Source organism: Paenarthrobacter sp. PPS72, assembly GCF_048537125.1.
Classification (GTDB): domain Bacteria; phylum Actinomycetota; class Actinomycetes; order Actinomycetales; family Micrococcaceae; genus Arthrobacter; species Arthrobacter nitroguajacolicus_E.
In genome coordinates this window covers 84,246-91,220 of record NZ_JBLYIE010000049.1, presented here as the reverse complement: position 1 = coordinate 91,220, position 6,975 = coordinate 84,246, and the positions used below count along the sequence as shown (strand labels likewise).

Annotated in this window: 7 protein-coding genes; 3 read left to right on the top strand and 4 right to left on the bottom strand. The window is 59.8% G+C overall.

All coding sequences use genetic code 11. From position 1 onward, the window contains the following. Positions 1-903: HNH endonuclease (locus ACLRGI_RS18075; RefSeq protein WP_419202927.1), on the top strand; the 903-nt coding region annotated here is incomplete at its 5' end. 67 nt (positions 904-970) lie between these two features. Here ACLRGI_RS18075 and nrdF read toward each other — a convergent pair. The 4 genes from nrdF to nrdH form a co-directional block, all read right to left on the bottom strand. Then, positions 971-1,945 carry a class 1b ribonucleoside-diphosphate reductase subunit beta gene (gene nrdF / locus ACLRGI_RS18070; protein ID WP_011775019.1) on the bottom strand — a complete coding sequence of 325 codons (975 nt, stop codon included), beginning with the start codon at positions 1,943-1,945 and terminating at the stop codon, positions 971-973. Positions 1,946-2,067: 122 nt separating this feature from the next. Next, entirely contained in the window at positions 2,068-4,209 is a 2,142-nt protein-coding gene (gene nrdE, locus ACLRGI_RS18065) for a class 1b ribonucleoside-diphosphate reductase subunit alpha (protein ID WP_419202973.1), read from the bottom strand. Positions 4,210-4,220: 11 nt separating this feature from the next. Then, positions 4,221-4,691, bottom strand: a complete 471-nt coding sequence (gene nrdI / locus ACLRGI_RS18060) for a class Ib ribonucleoside-diphosphate reductase assembly flavoprotein NrdI (RefSeq protein WP_017200557.1) — start codon at positions 4,689-4,691, stop codon at positions 4,221-4,223. 63 nt (positions 4,692-4,754) lie between these two features. Then, a complete protein-coding gene (gene nrdH / locus ACLRGI_RS18055; RefSeq protein ID WP_011775022.1) occupies positions 4,755-4,997 on the bottom strand; it encodes a glutaredoxin-like protein NrdH in 243 nt (80 codons plus the stop codon). A 394-nt stretch (positions 4,998-5,391) separates the two neighbouring features. Between nrdH and ACLRGI_RS18050 the strand changes: the two genes are divergently transcribed. Both ACLRGI_RS18050 and ACLRGI_RS18045 read left to right on the top strand, forming a co-directional pair. After that, positions 5,392-6,357 carry a LysR family transcriptional regulator gene (locus ACLRGI_RS18050; RefSeq protein ID WP_419202926.1) on the top strand — a complete coding sequence of 322 codons (966 nt, stop codon included), beginning with the start codon at positions 5,392-5,394 and terminating at the stop codon, positions 6,355-6,357. Between the two features lie 50 nt (positions 6,358-6,407). Beyond that, positions 6,408-6,911, top strand: a complete 504-nt coding sequence (locus tag ACLRGI_RS18045; protein ID WP_419202925.1) for a DUF2004 domain-containing protein — start codon at positions 6,408-6,410, stop codon at positions 6,909-6,911. Positions 6,912-6,975: the final 64 nt, after the last annotated feature.

Below are 6,975 nucleotides of genomic sequence, written 5' to 3'. Positions count from 1 at the left end.
CGGCGTGATCCTCGCTCGGTGGTGGGGCGTGCCAGCCGTGCCGCCGCTGAACGGACCGTGAGCCTGCGTCCGGCGCCGGACACCATGACCTATCTGACCGCCCTGCTTCCCGTGGCCCAGGGAGTGGCGGTCTACGCGGCGTTGTGCCGGGCGGCCGATTCGGCCCGCTCCCACGGCGATGCAACCTCTCGCCGGGGTGCTGGGCCTGGCGGGGGTGTCCCGACCCGTGGCCAGGTCATGGCCGACACCCTCGTCGAACGCATCACGGGCACACCGGGCGGGATTTCGGGGATCAACCTGGACCTGGTCATGACCGACCGCACCCTTTTCCAAGGCGACAGCGAACCAGCACGGCTCCAAGGCTACGGAATCGTCCCGGCCGAATGGGGAAGGGAACTCGTAGCCCTGGGACACACCCCAAGCCCCGGACAAGCCGCAACCCCGTGGCCGGCCGGTGCGAACCCAGCCTCCACACCAGGGCAACCCGGCCAACCCGGCCAAGAACATGCGACAACGCCGGATAAAGAGTTCGCTGTTTGGCTTCGCCGGCTCTACACCGCCCCGGGCACCGGAGAACTCCTTGCCACTGACTCAAAAGCCCGGCTCTTCACCGGCCGGGTCCGGCGTATGATCGAAACCCGCGACCATACCTGCCGGACACCGTACTGCGACGCGCCCATCCGGCATATCGACCACGTGGTCCCGTGGCGCTCCGGCGGGAAAACAAACCCCGCCAACGGCGCAGGACTATGCGAGGCCTGCAACCACACCAAGGAAAACCCCGGCTGGACCACCCGAACCATCCAGGGCGATAAGCACACCCTCGAAATCACCACCCCCACCGGACACAGCTACCACTCAAAGGCCCCACCCCTACCCGGACACCGCCCCTCCAGAACGTGATCAGATATAAGAAAGGCGGACAGCGATTGCTCGCTGCCCGCCTCCTGGTGGTCGACTCATTGGCGACTTAGAACTCCCAGTCCTCATCCTCCGTGTTGACGGCCTTGCCGATCACGTAGGAGGAGCCCGAGCCGGAGAAGAAGTCGTGGTTCTCGTCAGCGTTCGGGGACAGGGCCGACAAGATGGCCGGGTTCACATCCGTGACGGAAGCCGGGAACATGGCCTCGTAGCCGAGGTTCATGAGGGCCTTGTTGGCGTTGTAGTGCAGGAACTTCTTGACGTCCTCGGCCAGGCCGACACCGTCGTAGAGGTCGTGCGTGTACTGGACTTCGTTTTCGTACAGCTCGAAGAGGAGCTCGAAGGTGTAGTCCTTGATTTCCTGCTTACGGGCCTCGGAAACCTTCTCCAAGCCCTTCTGGAACTTGTAGCCGATGTAGTAACCGTGCACGGCCTCGTCGCGGATGATGAGGCGAATGAGGTCGGCCGTGTTCGTGAGCTTGGCTCGCGAGGACCAGTACATGGGCAGGTAGAAGCCCGAGTAGAACAGGAAGCTCTCCAACAGCGTGGAGGCAACCTTACGCTTCAGGGGATCGTCGCCCTGGTAGTAGTCCATGACGATCTGGGCCTTCTTCTGCAGGTTCTCGTTTTCGAGGGACCAGCGGAAGGCGTCGTCAATCTCCTTGGTGGAGCACAGGGTGGAGAAGATGGACGAGTAGGACTTGGCGTGCACCGACTCCATGAAGGCGATGTTGGTGTACACAGCTTCTTCGTGGGGGGTGATCGCGTCCGGAATCAGCGAAACGGCGCCGACGGTGCCCTGGATGGTGTCCAAGAGCGTGAGGCCGGTGAACACGCGCATGGTGAGCTGCTGCTCATCCGGCGTCAGTGTGTGCCACGACTGGACGTCGTTGGACAGCGGCACCTTCTCCGGGAGCCAGAAGTTATTGACCAGGCGGTTCCAGACTTCCACGTCCTTGTCGTCCTGGATCTTGTTCCAGTTGATGGCCTCGACGTGTGTCAGCAGCTTGACCTTTTCGGTCATTTCATCCCCTTAAAGCGATAATTTTCTTGAGATAAGCCTACGACGGCGGGAGGTAGCCCGCCGTCGTAATCTTTAGTTTTCAGCGCGGCACCCGCCGCAAGGAATCAACCGATTTAAGTTGATTAGAGTGCGCAGCTTACGCAGCCCTCAACCTCGGTCCCTTCGAGGGCCATCTGGCGGAGACGGATGTAGTAGAGAGTCTTGATGCCCTTGCGCCATGCGTAGATCTGCGCCTTGTTGATGTCGCGCGTGGTGGCGGTGTCCTTGAAGAACAGCGTCAGGGACAGGCCCTGGTCCACGTGCTGCGTGGCAGCGGCGTAGGTGTCGATGATCTTCTCGTAGCCGATTTCGTAGGCATCCTGGTAGTACTCCAGGTTGTCGTTGGTCAGGTACGGAGCCGGGTAGTAAACGCGGCCGATCTTGCCTTCCTTGCGGATTTCGATCTTGGCGGCGACCGGGTGGATTGAGGATGTGGAGTTGTTGATGTAGCTGATGGAACCGGTAGGCGGCACGGCCTGCAGGTTCTGGTTGTAGATGCCGTGCTCCATGACCGAAGCCTTCAGCTCGCGCCAGTCATCCTGGGTAGGGATGTGGTGGCCGGCGAAGAGCTCGCGAACGCGCTCGGTCTCCGGAACCCATTCCTGATCGGTGTACTTGTCGAAGAACTCACCGGACGCGTAGGTGGACTTCTCGAAGCCGCCGAACTTCTGGCCGGTCTCGATGGCCAGGCGATTGGAGGCGCGCAGAGCGTGGAACAGCACCGTGTAGAAGTAGATGTTGGTGAAGTCCAGGCCCTCTTCGGAACCGTAGTGGACGTGCTCGCGGGCAAGGTAACCGTGGAGGTTCATCTGGCCCAGGCCAATCGCGTGGCTCTGGGCGTTGCCCTGGGCAATTGACGGCACCGAGTTGATGTAGGACATGTCCGAAACAGCGCTGAGGGCTCGGATGGACGTCTCAATGGAGAGACCAAAGTCCGGCGAGTCCATGGTCTTGGCAATGTTCATGGAACCGAGGTTGCAGGAAATGTCCTTACCCACGGTCTCGTAGCTCAGGTCCTCGGCGTAAATGGACGGCGAGGAAACCTGCAGGATCTCCGAGCACAGGTTGCTCATGGTGATCTTGCCGTCGATCGGGTTGGCCCGGTTCACGGTGTCCTCGAACATGATGTACGGGTAACCGGACTCGAACTGGATCTCCGCGAGGGTCTGGAAGAACTCGCGGGCGCTGATCTTGGTCTTCTTGATCCGGGAATCGTCAACCATCTCGTAGTACTTCTCAGTCACCGAAATATCGGAGAACGGAACTCCGTAGACCTTCTCCACGTCGTACGGGGAGAAGAGGTACATGTCCTCGTTCTTCTTGGCGAGCTCGAACGTGATGTCCGGAACCACAACGCCCAAGGAGAGCGTCTTGATGCGGATCTTCTCGTCAGCGTTCTCGCGCTTGGTGTCCAGGAAGCGGTGGATGTCCGGGTGGTGGGCGTGCAGGTACACAGCACCTGCACCCTGGCGGGCACCGAGCTGGTTGGCGTAGGAGAAGCTGTCTTCGAGAAGCTTCATTACGGGAATGACGCCGGAGGACTGGTTTTCGATCTGCTTGATCGGTGCGCCGTGCTCTCGGATGTTGGTGAGGGAAAGAGCTACGCCGCCGCCACGCTTGGAGAGCTGGAGCGCGGAGTTGATGGCGCGGGCAATCGACTCCATGTTGTCTTCGATGCGGAGCAGGAAGCAGGAGACGAGCTCGCCGCGCTGTGCCTTGCCGGCATTGAGGAACGTGGGAGTGGCCGGCTGGAAGCGGCCGTCAATGATTTCGTCGACGAGGCGGTTGGCCAGGTCTTCGTTGCCGCGGGCCAGGTGCAGGGCAACCATGCAGACCCGGTCTTCGTAGCGCTCGAGGAAACGCTTGCCGTCAAAAGTCTTCAGCGTGTAGGACGTGTAGAACTTGAAGGCGCCGAGGAAGGTCTCGAAGCGGAACTTCTTCTTGTACGCGCGGTTGAAGAGGTCACGGATGAAGTTCATTGTGTACTGGTCGAGGGTTTCGCGCTCGTAGTACTGGTTCTTCACCAGGTAGTCGAGCTTCTCTTCCAGATCGTGGAAGAACACCGTGTTGTTGTTCACGTGCTGCAGGAAGTACTGGTGCGCAGCTTCACGGTCGGCTTCGAACTGGATCTCACCGTTGGGGCCATACAGGTTCAGCATGGCGTTGAGCTCGTGATAACCCAAGCCCTTGAAAGCCTCAGGCAGCGGCTTCTTGACCGTGTCCACAGCGCCCCCGGTTACTTCTGTTTCTGCGACAGTTGTGTCCAAAACTTTTCCAGCCCTTCGTTGACCCGTTGAACGTCTTCCGGCGTCCCCATGAGTTCAAATTTGTAAAGATGCGGCACCTTGCACTTAACGGAGATGATGTCCCCCGCTGCGCAGTAGTTATCCGCGAAATTGGTGTTCCCTGCTCCAATAACACCCCGGATCAGTTTCCTGTTCCGGGGATCATTCAAAAACCTGATGACCTGTTTCGGCACCGAACCTTCGCCGTTTGTTCCGCCGTAAGTGGGCAGTACAAGGACGAATGGTTCGAGGGCCTGCAGCGGAGCATCCTGGGCATAGAGCGGGATGCGCGCCGCGTCCCTGCCCAATTTTTGGACGAATCGTTTGGTGTTCTCGGAGGTCGAGGAAAAGTAGATGAGGTGACTCCTGGTGGTGACAGCTTCCGCAGCTTCGCGTACGGTTGCCGCTGCCAGCGGTGCCATGGGAGTCACCTCGACTACATAGGAATTCTGAGTGTGCTGTGGTGGCGAAGTTTGAATGGAAACTTAGGCCACGGAGGAAACAGCCTGGGCCAGTTCCTCGATCTTGTCCGGGCGGAAACCAGACCAGTGGTCCTGCTCGGTCACGACAACCGGAGCCTGCATGTAGCCCAAGGCCTTGAGGCGCTCAAGGGCCTCGGCATCCTGGGAGATGTCGACACTCTGGTAGGCAATGCCCTTCTTGTCGAGTGCACGGTAGGTTGCGTTGCACTGAACACAGGCCGGCTTCGTGTAAACCGTAACGGTCATGATCCCTGTCCCCTTAGTTGAAGTCTGTCGCTCTTCGTATCTGGCGGGCTCAACCGGAACTAGTTTCTGAATCCGATACCGGCCCGCGGGCTGCTGTGGCAGCCAACACGCTTATTTAGTCTTGTGCTGGTTTCCCGCTCAATCCGTAAATCGATACTACATGTAGTGCAAGCGCCTCGCCGGAACCCCAAGATGATGTATTACAAGTATGTCATTCAATCCACCGCTCGTCCACAGGCGGAGGCCATCAAAATGTCCGTGATTCCGCCGGATTGAGAGATGTCATCCACACCCTGTGGACTACTTAGCCACATTTAATCTCCAGCGTGTCGCCCGGATACGGCGTGTCGTGACACTTTGAAAATGTGGCGTGGCGAACAGCTAAAATCGGCTGATGGTCAACCTTCTCCATCTCCGCACCTTGATGGAGGTCACCCGGCTTGGTTCCTTCGCAGCCGCTGCCGCCCAACTCGGCTACACAGCTTCAGCAGTCTCCCAACAGATGGCTGCGCTGGAACGCGATACCGGCGTCGAGCTCTTCCAGCGGTCAGCCCGCAGTGTTGTTCCAACAGAGGCCGCATTGACGATGACCCGGCACGCCTCGAAGGTACTGACCGACGTCGAGGCCCTCATGGCAGCTGCTTCGAGGACCAACGACTCCCCCGCGCAGGAGCTGAGGTTGGGCATTTTCCCCAGTCTCGCAACCTATGTCCTGCCGGAGATCCTGCGGAATGAACGATGGAGTGGACTGGGCATTGAGTTGCGCGTCTCCGTTGCTGAGCCTGCGCAAACCATTCAAGGCCTGCGCAGCGGCGGCGAGTTGGACGTGGCCTTGGTCTACCAGGTGGGGCAGTCCGGCCTCGCCTGGCCGCATTCGCTGGAACGCCAGTGGATTGGCGACGACGACTTCCGGGTGGTATTGCCCGCATCCTGGAAAATCCGCGGGGACGCCGAGATCGAGGCAGCGCATCTGTCCGACATGCCATGGATCGTCCACCACCCCGGCACCAGTGACGCCTTGGTGATTGAGCGATTGTTCGCCAGCTGCAACCTGCACCCCCGCGTGGTGGCCTACAGCGACGACTTCCACGCGAGCCTGGAGATGACCGCCGCCGGATTGGGGGCCTCGCTGGTACCGGAACTGGCGCTGCGGAACCGGCCGCCCGGAGTGGTGGTCCTCGACGTACCTGACATCCGGCTGGCGCGGAACGTGTTCGCCCTTCTCATCAATGAGAAGAGGACTGCCCAAGTGCAGTTGTTCACACAACTGCTTGCCGACACCCTCAGGGACACCTCGGGAAAGAGCGGTCTTCACCCCCTGAAATCCGCTCCTGTCAAGGGCAACAAGCTCCAGAGGTGAATTGCCGCGAAGTGCTGGAACCCGCCGGTTGATGGGGTTAGATTGATCACATGGGCAAGGTAGCGAGCAAACATTTTGGGGAGATCGAGCTTAACCACGGGCGTGAACATTGCTTCGTAGCGAGACACGAACTTGGCGGTAGCCAGCTGGAGCTGGACCTCAATGTCACCGCGCACGATCACTTCGATGAGGCCGCCATGCGAAAGGTCGACTACAGATTGCGCTTCCTTCCCGAACTCGTGGACCAGGTCAGGGAGATGATCGCGGACGAACTCGACCAGGACGGCACCAACCCCCAACAGTTCCTGCACTTCCACAGTTCACAGCTAAAGGAAGAGCAACTCGAATCGGTCTTCGGTGTCAGCGACAAGGGCCAGCTCACCAATGACGTCTTCCTGAAAGCCCTGAAACTCGGCCACGTGGCCATCTACCCGGGCCAGCCCGAGAGGTACTTCGTGCTGGACTTCACCCTCGGTTCGCACTTCACGGACGAGCTGCTGGTAGTGGCCGCTGATGAGGACGGCGTGGTGGACGACGAAATCCTCTGGGAGTAGCCTCTTCCTGAACCCTGGTTAAACGTCGACGGCGGCCGGTCACCTCTGAGGCTGTCTCTTATAC